The 796-nt window shown below is 68.7% G+C and carries 1 protein-coding gene; it reads right to left on the bottom strand.

The features are described 5' to 3' along the window. Positions 1-796: phosphoribosylformylglycinamidine synthase subunit PurQ (locus JCM9942_RS17230; protein WP_172675203.1), on the bottom strand; the 796-nt coding region annotated here is incomplete at both ends.

Genomic DNA, 796 nt, shown 5'->3' with positions numbered 1-796 from the left:
TCCACCGCGCTGGCGAACTCGGCGCGGCCTTCACCATGCGCCACCGCCACGGGCAGACGCGAGCCGGCCATGCCGCGCAGCAGGATCGACGGCGACTCCACCACTTCCAGCAGCGCGGTTCGCGCTTCGAACTGCTCGCTGGCGTTGCGCAGGAACTTCGGCCAGTGCGTGGCACCGGGAATGATGTCCTTGAGCTGGCTCATCATCTGGCAACCGTTGCACACGCCCAGTGCGAAGGTGTCCGGGCGGGCGAAGAAGGCCGCGAACGTCTCGCGCAGGGCCGGACGCTCCAGGATCGAGGTCGCCCAGCCACGGCCGGCACCGAGCACGTCGCCGTAGCTGAAGCCGCCACAGGCGGCCAGACCCCGGAAATCGGCCAGTTGCACGCGCCCTTCAATCAGGTCGCTCATGTGCACATCGAAGGCGTCGAAACCGGCGCGCTCGAAGATGGCGGCCATCTCGATCTGGCCGTTGACGCCCTGCTCGCGCAGGATCGCCACCTTCGGCCGGGCGCCAGTGGCGATGAACGGTGCCGCCACATCCTCGGCCGGATCAAACGCCAGCCGGGGTTTCAGCCCCGGGGCGTTGAAGTTGCGGGCGATGGCACGTTCCTGGTCTGCCGCTTCCGGGTTGTCACGCAACTTCTGCATGGCGTGAGTCACCGACCACCAGGCGTCGAACAGCTCTTCCCAGCGCCATTCCACCAGGGTGTCGCTGCCCAGCTGCACGCGCACCACCGGGGCGGTGGTCGGGCGGGCGATGCGCTGCGCGCACTCGGTCAGCGCATGGCGCTCGA

The sequence above is a fragment of the Stenotrophomonas pictorum JCM 9942 genome (genome assembly GCF_001310775.1).
Classification (GTDB): Bacteria; Pseudomonadota; Gammaproteobacteria; order Xanthomonadales; family Xanthomonadaceae; genus Stenotrophomonas; species Stenotrophomonas pictorum.
This window is presented reverse-complemented; position numbering and strand designations above follow the sequence as displayed.